This is a genomic window from Pseudomonas sp. H2_A10 (genome assembly GCF_054680085.1).
On record NZ_CP162821.1, the window covers coordinates 2,703,694 to 2,720,905 of the forward strand.

Here is a 17,212-nt window from a genome sequence, read left to right on the forward strand (position 1 = left end):
TTCACGCGGTCTTGTCTTTTTCCAGCCCGCCCGTAGCGCCCGTCACCACCTGCACACTCAAACGCGGCGTGGCCAGGTCCAGCCCTGCTTCGTCGAGTTGCCGCTTGAGCGCCAGGTTGAATGCCCGCGACACTTCCCATTGCTTGATCGGCGCCGTCTTGAAGCGTGCACGCAGGATCGCGCTGCCTGATTCGAAACTCTCCACCCCCTGGATCTCCAGCGGCGACCAGATATTGCGGCGCTGTAGCGGGTCGTTGCGGATTTTCTGGCCCACGTCGCGGATCAACTTGATCGCGGCATCGATCTGCATGTTGTAGGGGATCGCCACCCGGAAGATCGCATAGCCGAACTCACGGGAGTAGTTCTTGATGCTCTTGATTTCGCTGAACGGGATGGTGTGCACGATGCCGTCGATGTCGCGCAGGCGCACGGTGCGGATGGTCAGGCCCTCGACAGTACCGAGGTGGCCGCCCACATCCACGTAGTCGTCGATGGCCAGGGAGTCTTCGATGATGATGAACAGGCCGGTGATCAAATCCGCCACCAGCGACTGCGCACCAAAACCGATGGCCAGCCCGATCACACCGGCACCGGCCAGCAGTGGAGTGACGTTCATGCCCATGTTCGCCAGGGCCACGATGGCGGCGATGATAAAGATGGTTACGAACAGCACGTTGCGGATCAACGGCATCATGGTCTGCGCCCGCGCATTCGCCAGGCCTTTGCGCGAACGGGTGAGCGCGTGGTGGATCGCGGTGTCGCTGAGGATCCAGATCAGCCAGGCAAACAGCAGCGTGCCGGCCAGGCCAAACAGCTTGACCGCGATTTCATGGCCCTCGCCTTCGGCAAAGCCAATCAGCGACAGGCCCCACACCCGTAGGCCCAGCTCGATAAACACCAGCCACACCGCCAAGTGGGCCAGGGTGTAGATGAAGCTTTTCAGGCGCTCGGAATACAGCGCATGACGTTTGTGCCGTTGGGGTTTCAGGGCATGGCGCCGCACCAGGCCATTGATCACCATGCACAACACCAGCAACACCGTGCATAACAACGATTGGCGCAGGGCGGTGCTGGTGTCGCCGGCCGACAGGAAGGTGGCAAACAGCGAAATACCCACCAATAACATCGCCGGCAGGTACCAGAAGGTGCCGATGATCGACAGCGTGTCGGTGAGCGCGCGTCGGGTGAGGCGGCGCGACAGCGGCTGGTTGCGGATCAGGTGCGCAATCGGCCGGCGGAAACGCAGGATAAACACGCCGGTGGAGAGCGCCGCCATTACATTGGCCACGGTCGCAGCGGTATGGGCCAGGTGCTGGCCCAGGGCGGTCACCAGGCGCGGGTCGCTCAACGCTTCGCCAAAGGCGGCAAAGCTGCCGATCAGCCACAGTGGGCGAAATGCCTGGTGGCGCAGGATATACAGCGCGCGGTGACGGTGCGGGCCGTCGAGCAGGGAAAAGGCAATCACGCAGATCGCCGAAAAACAGGTACCCACCACCAGCGCGTAGGCCAGCACCATCGCCAGGGATTTGCCCAGGGACGAGGGCAGGGCATAGCTCAGGTAAACCGTGATCACCAATGCGATCAGCCAAGGCCCCAGTTTGCGCAGGGCAAAGCGCAGCATGTCCCAGGTGCGCGGGTGTTGGGGAAGTTCTTCCGGCAGGCCGAAGCGCTCGCGCACACGGTGGCTGAGCCAGATCAGCGCGGCCGCCAACAGGCTCCACACCGCCAGGATCAGCGCAAAACCGAAGATGATCGGCAGCCACTCACTGGCCGGCAGCATCAAGGCGTCGAGTTCCTCCTTGGCCTGGTCGACTTCATTGGACCAGCGTCCCAGCGGGCTGTCGTTACCCGAAAATTGCTGTTCAAAACCGGACAGCGTGCTGCCGATCAGCCCGAGCACACCTTGCTCGGCCACGGGCTGGGCCTTTTGCGTGGCGGCACGCAGCTTTTTCAGGTCGCTGAGCAGTTGGCTGCGCTGCTGGTCGTTTTCCAGGGTCTTGATCACCTCATCCAGCGACTGCCCCAGAGGTACCTCGGCCTGAGGTTGAGCCTTGGCGGTGCCCCCCAACAGTCCGGGCAAACCCACGGCGTGGGCAGGCGAAGTGGGAAGCAGGATGAGCAGGGCGATCAACAGGTAGCAGGGCAGGGCGAACAGACGGGAAAGCACGAGGCGGTCAACCTTGGAGACGGCAGGTTGACCGAGTGTACGAGGGCAGGCGTCATTCGGCCAGTTTGGCGAGGATCTTGTACACCACGGTACCCAGGATCAGCAGCATACCGACCCACATGCCGAACACGCCGACGGGCTTGTCCCGAAAATTGAACCCCACGGCAAGCAGGAACATGCCGATCAGGATAGGGATAAGCATGGCGTGGAAGGCGGACATGGAGATCATGGGGCGACGGCCTTGTCGGAGTGGGAATACTGACAAGTCTAGGTCGGATTATGGAAAGTGCAGATGATGCAGATCAGTTTGGCCTGGGTCATATTTCCAGAAACACACAGAACCCAATGTGGGGGCTTGCTCCCGATAGCAGAGTTTCAGTCACCAGATTCACTGACTGATACACCGCTATCGGGAGCAAGTCGAATCGTCGCACCGCCCCTCCCACATTTTTTGACCGCATTCAGCCCTTGAGATCAGGGCAGGTCGTGGCTCGCGTAGAACGCACCCAACACTTTCACCAAGTGCGCCAGGTCATGGCTGCCGCACAGTTCACGGATAGAGTGCATGGCGAACGTCGGCAGGCCGATATCGACGGTGCGCACGCCCAGGTGGCTGGCGGTGATCGGGCCGATGGTCGAGCCGCAACCCATGTCGCTGCGCACCACGAAGCTCTGTACGGGCACTTCTTCGGCCATGCACAAGTGGCGGAAGAACCCGGCGGTTTCGCTGTTGGTGGCGTAGCGCTGGTTGCTGTTGACCTTGATCACCGGGCCGGCATTGAGCTTGGGGCCGTGGTTGGCGTCGTGCTTGTCGGCATAGTTGGGGTGCACGCCATGCGCATTGTCGGCAGACACCAGCAGGGATTTCTGGATGGTGCGTACGAACTCGTCACCTTCGGGCAACAGGCGACGCAGGGTCTGTTCCAGCATCGGGCCGTCGGCACCGCACGCCGAGCAGGAACCGACTTCTTCGTGGTCGTTGCACACCAGCACGCAGGTTTCATCACTGTCGCTGGTGAGCAAGGCTTGCAGGCCGGCGTAGCACGACAGCAGGTTGTCCAGGCGCGCACCGGCGATAAAGTCGCCGTTCAGGCCAATCACCGCAGCACTTTGCGTGTCGTAGAAGCTCAGCTCGTAATCGAGCACCACATCGGCGTTCAACCCATGTTCGCGTGCCAATTGCTCGGTGAGTACGGCGCGGAAGTCCACGCGCTCGTCACCGGCAAACTGCGCGAGGATCGGCGGCAGTTCGGTCTGGGCATTGATCGCCCAACCCTGGTTGGCCTCACGGTTCAGGTGAATGGCCAGGTTGGGGATGATGGCAATGGGCAGCTTGAAGTCGATCAACTGGCTCTCGACCTTGCCGTCGCGGCGGAAAGTCACGCGGCCGGCCAGGGACAGGTCACGGTCGAACCACGGTGCCAGCAGTGCGCCGCCATAGACTTCAACGCCCAGTTGCCAGAAACCCTGGCGTTGCAGCTCCGGCTGGGGCTTGACCCGCAGGCACGGGCTGTCGGTATGGGCGCCGACCAGGCGGATACCGCCCAGCAGCGGCGAGTGACGGCCGAGCTTGAAGGCGATGATCGAGGAGTCGTTGCGGGTCACGTAGTAGCGACCGTTGGCTTCGGTGGTCCAGGTCTCGCGTTCGTCGAGACGCTGGTAACCGGCCGCTTCGAGGCGCTGGGCCAGGGCGGCAGTGGCATGAAAAGGAGTAGGGGAGGCCTTGAGGAAGTCAATCAGGCCTTGATTCAACGCTTCGCGCATAAATAGCTCCAGACAGCAGTGCCGCAAGTTTACCGTTCGATAGCGGCAAGTGCACAGAACAAATGTGGGAGGGGCTTGCTCCCGATGGCGGTGGGTCAGCCCATACCTCTGGAGCTGATACACCGCCATCGGGAGCAAGTCGAATCGTCGCACCGCCCCTCCCACCTTTGACGGTGTTCACAGCTTAAAAAGGAGCTGGGCACTCGAAGCGCAAGCGCTCACCGCTTTGCGGGTGCGTGAAGCTCAACATGCTGGCATGCAGGCACAGGCGCGGCCAGGCGGCCAGGGCTTGTTCGTGGGCGTACAGGCCATCACCCAGCAACGGGTGGCCGATGGACAGCATATGCACACGCAACTGGTGCGAACGCCCGGTGATCGGCGTCAGTTCTACCCGGCACCACTCGCCACAACGCTCCAGCACTTTCCAGAAGGTCAGCGCGTGCTTGCCGAACTCATGATCCACCACGTGGCGGGGCTTGGTCGGGGGGTCGTAGCGCAGGGGCAGGTCGATGCTGCCGCTGTCCAGTGCCGGTTGGCCCCAGGCCAGGGCGGTGTAGGCCTTCTCGGTTTCACGGTCGTGAAATTGGCGGGACAGTTCGCGATGGGTATCGGCGTCCCTGGCCAGCAGAATGATCCCCGAGGTTTCCCAGTCCAGTCGATGGACGATGCGGGCTTCGGGGTAGCCGTTTTCCTGCAGGCGGGTGATCAGGCAGTCTTTGTTGTCGTCGGCGCGACCAGGCACCGAGAGCAGCAGGGTCGGCTTGTTCACCACCAGGACGGCGGCGTCCTGATGAAGGATATGGATGTTGGACAACGGCATTAAACAGCCTCGTAACAAACGCCAACGGCGGCTCGACCACCCCGCTCTCGCACAGAGATCAAGGTGATCGAGCCGCCGTGGCGGCCGCCTGTTCGATCAACGATCAGGCAGGGTGATATTGAGTTCCAGAATCGAGCAGCTGCCGTCGTTTTCCAGGGCGACATGCACGTCATCGTTGCCGATATTGACGTACTTGCGGATCACCTCGACCAGTTCCTTTTGCAAGGCGGGCAGGTAGTCCGGGGTACTGCGTTGGCCGCGTTCGTGCGCCACGATGATCTGTAGACGCTCTTTCGCGACCGACGCGGTGCTTGGCTTTTTGTTGGCGCGAAAGAAGTCGAGAAATTTCATTGTTTAGTTGCCTCCAAAGATACGCTCGAAGAATCCCTTCTTCTTTACATCGAGGAAGCGATGTTCCACGGTCTTGCCCAGCAAACGATCGACGGCATCGCTGTACGCCTGGCCGGCGTCGCTCTGGTCGTCAAGAATCACCGGCACGCCCTGGTTGGAAGCCTTCAGCACGGCCTGGGATTCCGGGATCACGCCCAGCAGGGTCACCGCGAGGATTTCCTTCACGTCTTCAACACCGAGCATCTCGCCGTTGCTGACGCGCTCAGGGTTGTAGCGGGTGAGCAGCAAGTGCTCCTTGATCGGCGATTCGCCTTTCTCGGCGCGCTGGGATTTGCTCGCCAACAGGCCCAGCATGCGGTCCGAGTCACGTACCGACGAAACTTCCGGGTTGGTCACCACGATGGCTTCATCGGCGAAGTACATCGCCAGGTGAGCACCGGTTTCGATGCCGGTCGGGGAGTCGCACACCACGTATTCGAAGGTTTCCTTCAGCTCGGCCAGGACCTTGCCCACGCCTTCTTTGGTCAGCGCGTCTTTGTCACGGGTCTGGCTGGCGGCCAGTACGTACAGGTTCTCAAGGCGCTTGTCCTTGATCAGGGCCTGTTGCAGGTTGGCTTCGCCGTTTACCACGTTGACGAAGTCGTACACCACGCGGCGTTCGCAGCCCATGATCAGGTCGAGGTTACGCAAACCGACGTCGAAGTCGACGATGACTGTCTTGTGGCCGCGCAGAGCGAGGCCGGTACCGATAGCGGCGCTGGTGGTGGTCTTACCCACACCACCCTTGCCGGATGTAACCACGAGAATCTTGGCCAAGGTGTTTCACCCCTAAGGAAAAAGGACTTTTCAGCCCCTGAAAAACATCTCTTGAAACTCGCTGCAGGCGGACAGCCCTTGTAGGAAAAAGATGTCGTTTGCGTAAAGGAAACGCCAACTTCAGAAGATTCCTACACAAGTATTGCCGGTTTCGCTGTGCTATCAGAGTCTAGAGATGCTTGGAAAATGCGGCAGTATCCGTTAAAGCCGGGTGATGTTCAACACATCGCCCGCCAGGCTGACCTGCACCCCGGCCCCCCATAGCGGATCACGGCGCAAATCTTCGGAAACCTTGTACCGGCCTGCAATGGAGACCAGCTCAGCGGTCAACTGCTGACAGAAAATACGCGCCTTGGTATCACCCTTGATGCCGGCGAGTGCACGTCCGCGCATCGGGCCGTATACATGGATGTTGCCATCGGCGAGAAGTTCCGCGCCGGGGCTGACCGAAGCGATCACCACCAGGTCGCTTCCTTCGGCGTAAATTTGCTGCCCGCCGCGTACGGGCGAGGTGATGATCTTTGTAGGCTTGATCGTCGGCTCGGGTGGTTTTTCCGGTTTTTTCTTCACTTCACCTTCGCTCGGGTCCAGCGGACGCTCGCGAGCGCCGGACGGCGGCAATACTGGCAGTTCAATGGCGATGGCGGCGGCAATGTCTTCGATACGGCTGGCGCGAATGGCCAGAGTGCGCAGGCCATGGGAGCGGCACACGCGCATCAGGCCGGGCAAGTCGATCACGCCCTGGCCGGCGGGCAGTTTGTCCAGGGCCAGTACCAGCGGGGCATTATTGAAAAAGTTCGGCGCCAGCGCGACCTTGGCGGCGAGCTGGCGGTCCAGGGCGTCGAGGTCGTTGCGGGCCAGTTCCAGCACGGTAATGGCGAGCATGCTGCCTTTCAGCTGGAACACGGGATCTTGGTCTAGCGGTTCGGTTTGGCTCATGGTCGGCATAAAGCGGCTTGTCACGAAAAGTGTCGAGACTTATAACGAGAACACTCACCCGCCGCAAGCCGGGTCGAACCGTTGTAGAATGCGCGGCCCTGTCTTTACCGGAATCTGTAATGGATCGCCCGCGTTTTCGAGCTGCATTTTTTCACCCGCGTTTCTGGCTGTTATGGCTGGGGCTAGGCCTGCTGTGGCTGGTCACCCAGTTGCCCTACCGCACGCTGCTGACCATTGGTCAGTTGCTTGGCGCCGGCATGTACCACGTGGCGGGCGAACGTCGCCGCATCGCCGCGCGTAACCTGCAATTGTGCTTCCCGGAAAAAACCGCCAAAGAGCGCAAGCAACTGCTCAAGCAAAACTTTGCGTCCACCGGCATCGCCTTCTTTGAAATGGCCATGAGCTGGTGGTGGTCGCGCCAGCGCCTGGCGCGGCTGGCCCACGTCGAAGGCCTGGAGCATCTCAAACAAGCGCAGTTGGATGGCAAGGGCGTGATCCTCATGGCCCTGCACTTCACCACCCTGGAAATCGGCGCGGCGCTGCTTGGCCAGAAGCACACCATCGATGGCATGTACCGTGAGCACGGCAACCCCTTGTTCGACTTTATCCAGCGCCGTGGCCGCGAACGCCATAACCTCGACTCCCTGGCCATCGAGCGCGAAGACGTGCGCGGCATGCTCAAGCTGCTGCGTGCCGGCCGTGCCATCTGGTACGCGCCGGACCAGGACTACGGCGCCAAGCAAAGCATCTTTGTGCCATTGTTCGGCATCCAGGCCGCCACCGTCACCGCCACCAGCAAGTTCGCGCGCCTGGGCAAGGCGTTGGTGGTGCCGTTCACCCAGGAGCGCCTGGCCGACGGCAGCGGTTACCGCTTGGTGATCCACCCACCGGTGACCGACTTCCCCGGCGAGACCGACGAAATCGATTGCCTGCGCATCAATCAATGGGTCGAAGCCGCGGTGCGTGAGTGCCCCGAGCAATACCTGTGGACCCACCGGCGTTTCAAGAGCCGGCCACCGGGTGAACCCAAACTGTACGAAAAACGCCGTCGATAAGACCGACTTTTCCCCACATGGAGTGACGCAATGCCCCCATCTGAACCGGTTACAGGTTTGATTCTTTCCGGCGGCGGTGCGCGCGCGGCGTATCAGGTGGGGGTGTTGGCGGCAATTGCCGAACTGCTGCCGCCGGGGGCACCCAACCCATTTCCGGTGATCGTCGGCACCTCGGCCGGCGCGATCAATGCGGTGAGCCTGGCCAGCGGTGCGATGGACTTCAGGGCGGCGGTGCAACGCCTTACCGCGTTCTGGCAGGGCTTTCGCAGCCATCTGGTGTTGCGCAGCGATTGGCCTGGCGTGGTCCGCCAGGCGAGTCGCTTCCTGATCCACAGCCTGTTCGGCCTGGGCCGGCAATTTCCTGTGGCATTGCTCAACAGTTCACCGCTGCGCGACTTGCTGCAGGACAAGCTGCACCTGGCGGGGATCGACGAAGCCATCCGGCAACAGCACCTGCATGCGGTAGCGGTGACCGCGTTCGGCTACGAGTCCGGGCAAGCGGTGACCTTCTACCAAGGCGGCGGCACCATCGACGCATGGCTGCGGCACCGCCGTATCGGCATACCCACCCAACTGACGGTTGAACACCTGCTGGCCAGTTCGGCGATCCCGTTGTTATTTGCCCCGGTCAAACTCGACGAGGAGTACTTCGGCGACGGTGCCGTGCGCCAATCCGCACCCATCAGCCCGGCCCTGCACCTGGGCGCCAGTCGCGTACTGGTGGTGGGCGTCAGCGGCAACCCACGGGGCAACGAGCCGGCGATACAACGCACGTACACCGGCCAGCAACCCACGCTGGCGCAGATCGGTGGGCATATGCTCAACAGCACGTTCATTGACAGCCTGGAAAGCGACATCGAACTGCTGGAACGCCTGAACCAGTTCAGCCATTTGCAACCGGCCGACAGCACGGCCCGTGGCCTGGCGCCTGTAGACGTGTTGGTGATTGCACCCAGCCAGCCGATCGATGAAATCGCGGCACGGCATCGCCAGGAGCTGCCGGCGGCGTTGCGTTTGTTCTTGCGTGGCCCAGGGGCGACCAAGACGAGCGGGGCGGGGGTGTTGAGTTATTTGCTGTTCGAGGCGGGGTATTGCAGCGAGTTGATCGAGTTGGGGCGCAGCGATGCGTTGGCCAAGCGCGAAGAAATCACGCGGTTCCTGGGCATAAACCCAATCTGAATGTGGGAGGGGCAAGCCCCTCCCACATGGGGTTGCAGTGCTCTTTAGAAGTGGTACTTGACCAGGAAACTCGCCGTGTCCTGCGTCGTCTTGAACGCGCCCGAATCTTCGATCCCGTACTTGTTCTTCCAATAGTCGTATTCAAAGCCGACATACAGCTGCTTGTCGCCCCAATGCAACGCCTTGCCCAAGTCATATTTGACCTGCGGGTTGAAGTGCAGGTTGGCGTGATAGGTGCCACGGGCGTTCTTGTCGTTGTCCACCACCCAATCCATAAAGCCGTCGATCAGGATATTGGAGTTGCCCACCGGCAGGGTGTACGACCACACCGGGGTGATCTGCCACACGCCATCACCCGGGCGATTGCCTTCGGTCTGGCGCTGGTAGAAGTTCAGCTGGAAATAATCGAAACCGGGGATGTTCAAGTCAAAGCCCGGGCCGACCAGGTACGACTCGTTGTCGCCTTCGCCGAACTCATAAGTCATGGCCAGCAGCACATCTTTGATCGGGCCGAAGGACAGGTCTTTGTCGAGAATCTTGCCGAATGACAACCGTGGGCTGAACTCGCCGTAGTAAGTATTCGGGCCGACGTTGCCGTCTTCCTTGCCGTTGTAAAAGATGCGGTCGAGGAAGAAGAAGTTGTCGCCGTACTTCCACGCGTCGGCGTGTTCGAAGGTGACGGTCTGCTGGATCTGCGGGTTGATGGTAAAGCTCTTGCCCCACAGGTAGGTCAGGCTGTTGTTCTGCCACTGCAACAAGTCACCCGCCACGGCCTGGCCGCCGGCCAGCAGGGATCCTGCCAACACCAGGCCTTTGAACAGAGGTTTCATTCGGTTGCTCCCGAGTTAAGGTTTTATGGTTTTTCTCATGTGGCGCTCTGATGTGGCGCCTTTGGTTTCGCTGAAAAACTCGTCTGATTGGTCAGCTTTATGGCTACAGCAAAAGCCGCGCCAAGGCGGTAAAACCACCGTCGATACAAGCGGGCGCGGAGAATACTGGCTCCCACGTCTGGGCTCAAGTGCGCCGTTACAGCGCGCACAGGGCGACAATGGGGCATGTTTCAGGTATGGGCGTGCTCAACCGCAACGCGTTCAGCGCCGCCAAGGATGTTGAACAGTATGTTCAGCGACAACGCGCTGAGGGTGGCCATGGCGATGCCGCTATGGGTAATCGGGTTCATCCACAGCGGCAGTTGTGCAAAGAATTCCGGGCGCACCACCGGGATCAGGCCCATGCCGATGCTCACCGCCACCAGCAACTGGTTGCGACGGTCAGCGATGTCGGATTCCTGGAGGATCTTGATACCGGTGGCCGCAACCATGCCGAACATGGCAATGGCCGCGCCGCCGAGCACTGCCGGCGGTATCGACGCCACCAGATAGGCGGCCTTGGGTAGCAGGCTGAGCACGATCAGGAACGCGCCGGCCATGATCGTCACCGAGCGGCAGCGCACGCCGGTCATCTGCACCAGGCCGATATTCTGCGCGAAGGAGGAATGGGTAAACGTGTTGAAAAAACCGGCGAAGAACGATGCGCCGGCGTCACACAGCAAACCGCGGCGCAGCATCTTCGGCGTGACCTCCTGGTCGGTGATCTTGCCCAGGGCGAGGAACATGCCGGTGGATTCGACAAAGATGATCACCACCACCAGGCACATCGACAGGATCGGCGCCAGCTCGAACGTCGGCATACCGAAGTGCAGCGGTGTCACCACCTGCACCCAGGGCGCCTGGGCCAGGCCACTGAGGTCGACCATGCCGATCATGCCGCACAGGCCGTAGCCCAGGCCCATGCCGATCAACACGGAGATATTCACCCAGAAACCCCGCATGAAGCGGTTGATCAGCAGGATGGTGGCCAGTACCAGGGCGGCAATCGCCAGGTAAATCGGCGAACCGAAGGTAGCGGCGGCGCTGCCGCCACCGGCCCAGTTCACGGCTACGGGAAACAGCGACAGGCCGATGGCGGTGATCACCGTGCCGGTCACCAGGGGTGGAAAGAAGCGCACCACCTTGGACATGAACGGCGCGATCAACATGCCGAAGAACCCGGCGGCGATGGTTGCGCCGAAGATGCCTTGCAAGCCGATACCGGGCATGCCGGCCATGGCGACCATGCTGCCGACGGCGGCGAAACTGGCGCCCATCATCACCGGCATGCGAATGCCCACCGGGCCGATGCCGAACGACTGCACCATGGTGGCAATACCGGCCACCAGCAGGTCGGCGTTGATCAGGAAGGCGATTTCTTCACGGCTCAGGCCCGCGGCCTGGCCGATGATCAAAGGCACGGCGACGGCGCCGCCGTACATCAGCAAGACGTGTTGCAGACCTACCAGGATCAGTTGCAAGAGGGGCAGCCGCGCCATTGCGGGCGCGGCAGGAGTCTGCGGTTCTAACTGGGACATGCAACACCTCGAATCTTTTTATTGTTGTGTTGTGTGGAACGCACTCTTCAAAACACTGCTGATCCCCTGTGGGAGGGGGCTTGCTCCCGATGGCGGTGTGTCATTCAAAGCATCAGTGACTCAAACACCGCCCTCTGGAGCAATCCTGTATGTATCAGATCAGTTGGTTCGCGCCCCCTGATTGATCCAGGCACCAATCAAATCCCGCTCCTGCTGGGTCATCTGCGTGATGTTGCCCAGTGGCATGATCTGGCTCGCCACGGCTTGCGCCTGGATGCGCGCGGCCTGCTGCTGGATCTGCTGCGGGGTGTCGAACATCACGCCGGCCGGTGCGGTGCTGAACAACGGGCTGGTGGGTTTGGCCGAGTGGCACACCGTGCAGCGTTGCTCGATCACATGGTGCACCTGGCCGAAGTCGGTGCCGGCCTGGGCCGGTGCCGGTTCAGCGGCCGGCGCGGCGGGCGCTGCGGGTTTCAAGCCGCCGCCCAACGCCGTTTCCGGCAGTGGCTGGTATTCGATGGCCGCGGGTGCCTTGGCAATCGGCTCCGCCGGCTTGGGCCCGGTGACGTACGCCAGGCTGATCATCGCCAACGCGCCCACCGGCAGGGTCCACGCGTACTTCTGGCTGTTGTGACGGGTGTTGAAGTAATGCCGCACCAACACCGCCGCCACCGCGATACCCGCCAGGATCAGCCAGTTGTATTGGCTGCCGTAGGTGCTCGGGAAGTGGTTGCTGATCATGATGAACAGCACCGGCAAGGTGAAGTAGTTGTTGTGGCGTGAACGCAGCAAGCCCTTGGCCGGCAGGGCCGGGTCGGGTGTGCGGTTCTCGGCGATGGCGGCCACCAGCGCGCGCTGCGCCGGCATGATGATGCGGAACACGTTGCCCACCATGATGGTGCCGATCACCGCACCCACGTGCAGGTAGGCGCCACGGCCGCTGAACACTTTGCTGAAGCCATAGGCGGCCGCAATCAACAGCACGAACAGGATAAAACCGAGCAGGGCAGGGCGCTTGCCCAGGGCCGAGTCGCACAGGAAGGAATAGATAAACCAGCCGGCGAACAGTGAGCCGATGCCCAGCAACACGCCTTCGGTGCCGCTGAGTGTGCTGCCGGGGGCGAGCAGGTACAGCGTGGGGTTCCAGTAGAACACCACGCACAGCAGCGCGACGCCCGACATCCAGGTGAAATAGGCTTCCCATTTGAACCAGTGCAGGTTGTCCGGCATGGTCGGTGGGGCCAGTTTGTATTTTTCCAGGTGGTAGATACCGCCACCGTGGATCGCCCACAAGTCACCGGCCAGGCCGCTCTTGGGATTGACGCGATTAAGGTTGTTTTCCAGCCAGACAAAGTAGAAAGAAGCGCCGATCCAGGCGACGCCAGTGATCATGTGAACCCAGCGCACGCTCAGGTTCAGCCATTCCAACAGATGTGCTTCCACAGTCTTTACCTCTCGCCTGTCACCCTTGTTGTCGGGTGATCCGGCCTTCTCTTATTGGTGGGGGGCGAGGATCAACCGCTCATCCTCTTCAAAAAAATGCTCATCGCAGTTATTGCCTGTGCCACTGCGATCAACCACCAGGAAGTCATCCCGCTTTTCGATCGTCAGCACCGGGTGGTGCCAGACGCCGCGATGGTAATTAATGCCCTGCCTGCCGTTGGTAACGAAGGCGCGGACCAAGCCCGATACAGGTGCATCGCCAAGTGGCGCGACCACGATCAGAAAGGGGTTGCCGAGCAGCGGAATGAAAGCCTGGCTGCCCAGCGGGTGTCGCTCCAGCATGCACACGGTCAACGGCATATCCAGCGCGTCGGCGCGGAAGATGCTGATGATGGCGCGGTCTTCAGGCTGTGCTGTTTCGACCGTCGCCAGTTTGTGAAAGCGCATGGTCGACCCATTGTTGATCATGAAGTGATCGCTGCCGTCGGTTTCGATAACGTCTCCGAAAGGGGCGAAGGCTTCTTTGGTCAGGGGTTCGATCATCAGTGTGCGCATGGCTGTCTTCTTAAGTTTTCGAATTTGATGTTGTCTGGTCTACCGCGATTGGGTCGACCCTTATTTGGCTACCTTGCCCAACACACGCAGGCGACTCACACCACCGTCCGGGAATACATTCAAGCGGATGTGGGTAATCGGCCCCAGCGCCTTGATCTGCTCGGCGAAGGTGTGTTCGGCGTGCATTTCCAGCTTCTGCGCCGGCAGCAGTTCGCGCCAGAACAACGATTGGGTTTCGATCTGGCTGTCGGTGCCGCCTTTTACGAAGGCGCCCTGGATCGAGCAGGTGTCCGGGTAGTTGCCCTTGAAGTGCAGGGTATCGACGATGATTTTTTCGATCTCGCCCGGGTGGCCCAGCGCGACGATCACCCAGTCATTGCCCGGTGTACGACGCCGTGCGGTTTCCCAGCCGTCGCCCATGTTGATGCCACGGCCGGGGTTGAGGATGTTGCTCATGCGGCCGAAGTGTTCATCGGAACAGGCCAGGGCACGGCCACCATTGAGCGCGGCGGCCAGGTCGACCTGTTCGTTGTCACCTACAGACGACCAGTCGCGGTACGGCACGCCGTACACCCGCAGGCGGGCCACGCCGCCATCCGGGTAAATGTTGAAGCGCAGGTGGCTGAACGCCTGTTCGTGGTTGATCTCGTGGTAGTGGTGGCTGTTGCCTTGCAGCTCGACGGCCGACAGCACTTCGGTCCACTGGGTGTTTTCGTCCGGCTCGCCCGAAGCCAGGAAGCAGGCTTCCAGGGAGGCCGACGGCGGGAAGTTGCCGGTGAAGAATGAAGTGTCGATGTCCACGCCCTTGATTCGGCCCGGTACGCCGAGTTGGATCACCGCGCTGTCGTAGCCTTCGAAGCGCTTGCGGCGCGATTCCCAGCCGTCCATCCACTTGCCGTTGTCATCGAAAACGCCCTCCTTCCACACGGCCGGGGTCGGCTGGAACAGGCGGTTGGCGTCAGCGAACCAGTCATCGGTCACCGAGAGAATCTTGGTGCCCAGGCGGGCGTCGGCCAGGTTGACGAACTTCTCGAAAGGTACGGGTTGCGCTTTCATTCTTCTTGTCTGCCTTAGATAGAGTGGCTGGGGATGGACTGCTTAGAGGGTCAGTAAGCGGAACAACGCGATCTTGTTGATCTCGTCCAGCGCGCATTTGAACTCGGCGTCCGCAGAGTTGTGGATGCGCGTTTCGAACGCGGCAAGGATCTGGTGCCGGTTGCTGCCTTTTACCGCCATGATGAAGGGAAACTTGAACTTGGCCTTGTAGGCATCGTTCAGCTCGGTGAAGCGTGAGAACTCTTCGGCCGTGCATTGGTGAATCCCCGCGCCAGCCTGTTCATCGGTGCTGGCTTGGGTGAGTTGGCCCTGGACGGCCGCTTTGCCGGCCAGGTCCGGGTGAGCATTGATCAACGCCAGTTGGCTGGCATGATCGGCGCTCAACAGGATGTCGCTCATGCGCTGGTGCAGGGTTTCGATCTGGTCGATCGACGCGTCCTGGCCCAGGTCGTAGGCCTTTTCGGCCACCCATGGCGAATGTTCGTAGATATCGGCGAAGGCGGCGACAAAGGCGTCACGGCTCAAGGTCGACGGTTTCAGGCTGTGAAACGCAGTCATTTCACCGCTCCCGTGCAGGGGTGGGTTTCGTGCCAGTGGCGGGCAATATCGACGCGACGGGTGAACCACACCTGTTCGTGGCTTTTGGCGTACTCGATAAAGCGCTTCAACGACGCCAAGCGGGCAGGGCGGCCGATCAGGCGGCAATGCAGGCCGATGGAGAGCATCTTCGGCGCCTCGGCCCCTTCGGCGTAAAGCACGTCGAAAGCGTCTTTGAGGTACTCGAAAAAATCATCGCCCTTGTTGAAACCCTGCACCTGGGTGAAGCGCATGTCGTTGGTGTCCAGCGTATAAGGGATCACCAGGTGCGGCTTGCCGGTGGGGGTGTTCGGCTCCCAGTAGGGCAGGTCGTCGTCGTAGGTGTCGCAGTCGTAGAGGAAACCGCCTTCTTCCATTACCAGCCGCCGCGTATTGGGGCCGGTGCGGCCGGTGTACCAGCCCAGCGGGCGTTCGCCGGTCAGCTCGGTGAGGATGCGGATGGCTTCGAGCATGTGCTCGCGCTCCTGGGCCTCGTCCATGTACTGATAGTCGATCCAGCGGTAACCGTGGCTGCAGATCTCGTGGCCGGCCTGGACCATGGCACGGATCACATCCGGATGGCGCTGGGCGGCCATGGCCACGGCGAAGATGGTCAACGGAATATCGAATGCCTTGAACAGCTTGAGGATGCGCCACACGCCGGCACGGCTGCCGTATTCGTACAGCGACTCCATGCTCATGTTGCGCTCGCCCTGAAGCGGTTGGGCCGAGACCATTTCCGAGAGGAAGGCTTCGGACTCTTTGTCGCCGTGCAAGATGTTGCGCTCGCCGCCTTCTTCGTAGTTGAGTACGAAAGACAACGCGATGCGCGCCTTGCCCGGCCAGTGGGGGTGAGGAGGGTTACTGCCGTAACCGATCAGGTCGCGTGGGTAGTCAGCGCTCACTGCAGTCTTCCTTCTTGTGCGTGGTAGCAAGTGTGTGGCGGCCGGCGGAAAAGATCGGGTGGCGTCACAGCGATGGGCTGATTGTATACAACTTGATGATCACTTTGTAAGCCTGTATTTCTGCATTTTTTCCAGCCTGCCCTCACCGCTTAGCCTTGCAATAAACTTGCCCGCTTGGTCAGTAAATGGATAAAAGGTCGTTTAAAAGCAAGGCCTCTTGAGAATTCGCGGCCAAGACCACGCTGGGAAGCCGCAGCAAAACTTTGTAATTTTTATTGTGTACAATTTTTGTTTAAAGTGTCTTAATCAGCCCGTCGCCCGCTTTTTCATGCCCTGTAAAGGGGCGGCCCGTTTTCACTCGACTTAAGGGAGCCCGATCCATGGGACGACTGACCACACACGTACTGGATGCTGCCCACGGCTGCCCCGGCAGCGCCATCCAGGTTCAACTGTACCGCGTCGAAGGCACGCAGCTTGAGTGGGTCGCCAGCGCGGTCACCAACAGCGACGGTCGTTGCGACGCACCGCTGCTGCAAGGCGACGACTACCGCAGTGGCGTCTACCAGTTGCAGTTCAGCGCCGGCGATTACTACCGTGCCCGTGGCGTGCAATTGCCCGAGCCTGCCTTCCTCGACGTGGTGGTGCTGCGCTTTGGCATCAGTGCCGAGCAAGACCACTACCACGTGCCGCTGCTGATTTCGCCTTACAGCTACTCGACCTACCGAGGCAGCTGAGTCGTCACCGCGCTTCACACCCCCAAAGCGACTCAAAGACTTTGCCCGTGCACATTGCGGGCTTTCAGGTGAATCTCGCCGATAGATCGAGAGGCCCAGGGAACTGTGGGCGTGCACTGCGCGCCTGGGAGGGATCCGTGAAGACTTGCTGGAGTGGGACCGACAGCGCCGACACGAAGAAATCATCTTTGCCAGTACCTCGCCTGACCTGGCCCTGCGAACCGTCGAGCACCAGGTCAAGCGTTATGGGAAAAGCCTGCTGGCGTTGTTGGACCTGGCCGAGCCGGGTCAGGACACGCCGGCCTATCAGGCGCTTTTGGCGTTGGACACTCAGTGCCAGGCTCATGCGGCCACGATACGCACCTTGATAAACGACGCCGGTAAACGCGTGTTCGAGTTCGCGTTCTGCCTTCGAGCCTGTCGTTGAGGAGGGGCGTCTGCCTGC

General features: G+C 61.0%; 18 protein-coding genes. 4 read left to right on the top strand and 14 right to left on the bottom strand.

Features of this window, described 5'->3' with window-relative positions; translation table 11 throughout:
• Position 1: 1 nt before the first annotated feature.
• The 7 genes from AB4O23_RS12600 to minC form a co-directional block, all read right to left on the bottom strand.
• Positions 2-2,167: a mechanosensitive ion channel family protein gene (locus AB4O23_RS12600; protein WP_065876504.1), complete on the bottom strand. Its 2,166-nt coding sequence runs from the start codon at positions 2,165-2,167 to the stop codon at positions 2-4.
• Between the two features lie 52 nt (positions 2,168-2,219).
• A complete protein-coding gene (locus AB4O23_RS12605; RefSeq protein WP_017527673.1) occupies positions 2,220-2,396 on the bottom strand; it encodes a hypothetical protein in 177 nt (58 codons plus the stop codon).
• A 245-nt stretch (positions 2,397-2,641) separates the two neighbouring features.
• Positions 2,642-3,931 carry a M18 family aminopeptidase gene (locus tag AB4O23_RS12610; protein ID WP_017527674.1) on the bottom strand — a complete coding sequence of 430 codons (1,290 nt, stop codon included), beginning with the start codon at positions 3,929-3,931 and terminating at the stop codon, positions 2,642-2,644.
• A gap of 184 nt (positions 3,932-4,115) precedes the next feature.
• Complete coding sequence (locus AB4O23_RS12615) at positions 4,116-4,751, bottom strand: RluA family pseudouridine synthase (protein WP_017527675.1); 636 nt, start codon at positions 4,749-4,751, stop codon at positions 4,116-4,118.
• A gap of 96 nt (positions 4,752-4,847) precedes the next feature.
• Positions 4,848-5,102: a cell division topological specificity factor MinE gene (gene minE, locus AB4O23_RS12620; RefSeq protein ID WP_003175252.1), complete on the bottom strand. Its 255-nt coding sequence runs from the start codon at positions 5,100-5,102 to the stop codon at positions 4,848-4,850.
• Between the two features lie 3 nt (positions 5,103-5,105).
• Positions 5,106-5,918 carry a septum site-determining protein MinD gene (minD, locus tag AB4O23_RS12625; RefSeq protein ID WP_460105969.1) on the bottom strand — a complete coding sequence of 271 codons (813 nt, stop codon included), beginning with the start codon at positions 5,916-5,918 and terminating at the stop codon, positions 5,106-5,108.
• A 201-nt stretch (positions 5,919-6,119) separates the two neighbouring features.
• The gene (gene minC, locus AB4O23_RS12630; protein WP_026067245.1) at positions 6,120-6,857 is read right to left on the bottom strand and encodes a septum site-determining protein MinC; all 738 of its coding nucleotides are present in this window, start codon (positions 6,855-6,857) and stop codon (positions 6,120-6,122) included.
• A gap of 119 nt (positions 6,858-6,976) precedes the next feature.
• Here minC and AB4O23_RS12635 point away from each other — a divergent pair, with 119 nt between their 5' ends.
• Both AB4O23_RS12635 and AB4O23_RS12640 read left to right on the top strand, forming a co-directional pair.
• Entirely contained in the window at positions 6,977-7,912 is a 936-nt protein-coding gene (locus tag AB4O23_RS12635) for a lipid A biosynthesis lauroyl acyltransferase (protein WP_460063409.1), read from the top strand.
• A 30-nt stretch (positions 7,913-7,942) separates the two neighbouring features.
• On the top strand, positions 7,943-9,091 hold the full coding sequence (locus tag AB4O23_RS12640; RefSeq protein ID WP_065876501.1) for a patatin-like phospholipase family protein: 1,149 nt from the start codon (positions 7,943-7,945) through the stop codon (positions 9,089-9,091).
• 44 nt (positions 9,092-9,135) lie between these two features.
• Here AB4O23_RS12640 and AB4O23_RS12645 read toward each other — a convergent pair whose 3' ends face one another.
• The 7 genes from AB4O23_RS12645 to puuE all read right to left on the bottom strand — a co-directional run bounded on the left by AB4O23_RS12645 (position 9,136) and on the right by puuE (position 16,033).
• Positions 9,136-9,921 carry an outer membrane protein OmpK gene (locus AB4O23_RS12645; RefSeq protein WP_017527680.1) on the bottom strand — a complete coding sequence of 262 codons (786 nt, stop codon included), beginning with the start codon at positions 9,919-9,921 and terminating at the stop codon, positions 9,136-9,138.
• Positions 9,922-10,151: 230 nt separating this feature from the next.
• The gene (locus AB4O23_RS12650) at positions 10,152-11,498 is read right to left on the bottom strand and encodes a nucleobase:cation symporter-2 family protein (protein ID WP_068937080.1); all 1,347 of its coding nucleotides are present in this window, start codon (positions 11,496-11,498) and stop codon (positions 10,152-10,154) included.
• Positions 11,499-11,657: 159 nt separating this feature from the next.
• Complete coding sequence (locus AB4O23_RS12655; RefSeq protein ID WP_017527682.1) at positions 11,658-12,941, bottom strand: urate hydroxylase PuuD; 1,284 nt, start codon at positions 12,939-12,941, stop codon at positions 11,658-11,660.
• 51 nt (positions 12,942-12,992) lie between these two features.
• A complete protein-coding gene (locus AB4O23_RS12660; RefSeq protein WP_017527683.1) occupies positions 12,993-13,496 on the bottom strand; it encodes an ureidoglycolate lyase in 504 nt (167 codons plus the stop codon).
• Between the two features lie 60 nt (positions 13,497-13,556).
• Positions 13,557-14,552, bottom strand: coding sequence for an allantoicase (gene alc, locus AB4O23_RS12665; RefSeq protein ID WP_017527684.1), 996 nt, complete (start codon positions 14,550-14,552; stop codon positions 13,557-13,559).
• A 42-nt stretch (positions 14,553-14,594) separates the two neighbouring features.
• Positions 14,595-15,110 carry a 2-oxo-4-hydroxy-4-carboxy-5-ureidoimidazoline decarboxylase gene (gene uraD, locus AB4O23_RS12670; protein ID WP_065876486.1) on the bottom strand — a complete coding sequence of 172 codons (516 nt, stop codon included), beginning with the start codon at positions 15,108-15,110 and terminating at the stop codon, positions 14,595-14,597.
• Complete coding sequence (gene puuE, locus AB4O23_RS12675) at positions 15,107-16,033, bottom strand: allantoinase PuuE (protein ID WP_017527686.1); 927 nt, start codon at positions 16,031-16,033, stop codon at positions 15,107-15,109. The genes uraD and puuE overlap by 4 nt, the downstream gene beginning before the upstream one ends.
• Before the next feature lie 380 nt (positions 16,034-16,413).
• Between puuE and uraH the strand changes: the two genes are divergently transcribed.
• Both uraH and AB4O23_RS12685 read left to right on the top strand, forming a co-directional pair.
• Positions 16,414-16,767 (top strand): hydroxyisourate hydrolase, encoded by a 354-nt coding sequence (uraH, locus tag AB4O23_RS12680; protein ID WP_017527687.1) that lies wholly within the window; start codon positions 16,414-16,416, stop codon positions 16,765-16,767.
• Positions 16,768-16,912: 145 nt separating this feature from the next.
• Complete coding sequence (locus tag AB4O23_RS12685; protein ID WP_026067246.1) at positions 16,913-17,194, top strand: hypothetical protein; 282 nt, start codon at positions 16,913-16,915, stop codon at positions 17,192-17,194.
• Positions 17,195-17,212 lie beyond the last annotated feature (18 nt).

Coding starts and splice junctions, on each gene's coding strand:
- AB4O23_RS12615 (WP_017527675.1), bottom strand. CDS start 4,751: ATGCCGTTGTCCAACATCCATATCCTTCATCAGGACGCCGCCGTCCTG.
- alc (WP_017527684.1), bottom strand. CDS start 14,552: ATGAAAGCGCAACCCGTACCTTTCGAGAAGTTCGTCAACCTGGCCGAC.
- minE (WP_003175252.1), bottom strand. CDS start 5,102: ATGAAATTTCTCGACTTCTTTCGCGCCAACAAAAAGCCAAGCACCGCG.
- AB4O23_RS12645 (WP_017527680.1), bottom strand. CDS start 9,921: ATGAAACCTCTGTTCAAAGGCCTGGTGTTGGCAGGATCCCTGCTGGCC.
- AB4O23_RS12650 (WP_068937080.1), bottom strand. CDS start 11,498: ATGTCCCAGTTAGAACCGCAGACTCCTGCCGCGCCCGCAATGGCGCGG.
- AB4O23_RS12605 (WP_017527673.1), bottom strand. CDS start 2,396: ATGATCTCCATGTCCGCCTTCCACGCCATGCTTATCCCTATCCTGATC.
- AB4O23_RS12660 (WP_017527683.1), bottom strand. CDS start 13,496: ATGCGCACACTGATGATCGAACCCCTGACCAAAGAAGCCTTCGCCCCT.
- minC (WP_026067245.1), bottom strand. CDS start 6,857: ATGAGCCAAACCGAACCGCTAGACCAAGATCCCGTGTTCCAGCTGAAA.
- AB4O23_RS12640 (WP_065876501.1), top strand. CDS start 7,943: ATGCCCCCATCTGAACCGGTTACAGGTTTGATTCTTTCCGGCGGCGGT.
- uraD (WP_065876486.1), bottom strand. CDS start 15,110: ATGACTGCGTTTCACAGCCTGAAACCGTCGACCTTGAGCCGTGACGCC.
- AB4O23_RS12610 (WP_017527674.1), bottom strand. CDS start 3,931: ATGCGCGAAGCGTTGAATCAAGGCCTGATTGACTTCCTCAAGGCCTCC.
- uraH (WP_017527687.1), top strand. CDS start 16,414: ATGGGACGACTGACCACACACGTACTGGATGCTGCCCACGGCTGCCCC.
- AB4O23_RS12635 (WP_460063409.1), top strand. CDS start 6,977: ATGGATCGCCCGCGTTTTCGAGCTGCATTTTTTCACCCGCGTTTCTGG.